A 269-nucleotide genomic window follows, 5' to 3' on the forward strand; every position below is an offset into this window, starting at 1 on the left:
CATAAGGATAAAATTAGAGAAATACTATCGAGGTCGAAACCGATGACTTTGGAACAAAGAATAATTAAATTGAATCAAACTAATATTGGATGGGTTAATTATTATGGGATAGCCAAATGCAAAGGTGTTGTTCAGCAATTAGATAAATGGATAAGACAAAGACTAAGAATGTGTATATGGAAACAATGGAAAAGGGTTAAAACAAGATATAAAAATCTTAGGAAGTTAGGATTAAATCACTATCAGTCATTAAAATTTGCCAATACCCG

1 protein-coding gene is annotated in these 269 nt (G+C 30.5%); it reads left to right on the forward strand.

The features are described 5' to 3' along the window. Nucleotides 1–48: 48 nt before the first annotated feature. Nucleotides 49–269: group II intron maturase-specific domain-containing protein (locus ACQRD5_RS17355; protein ID WP_427747133.1), on the forward strand; the 221-nt coding region annotated here is incomplete at its 3' end.

This window comes from Clostridium sp. SGI.024 (assembly GCF_050315195.1).
Lineage (GTDB): Bacteria > Bacillota > Clostridia > Clostridiales > Clostridiaceae > Clostridium.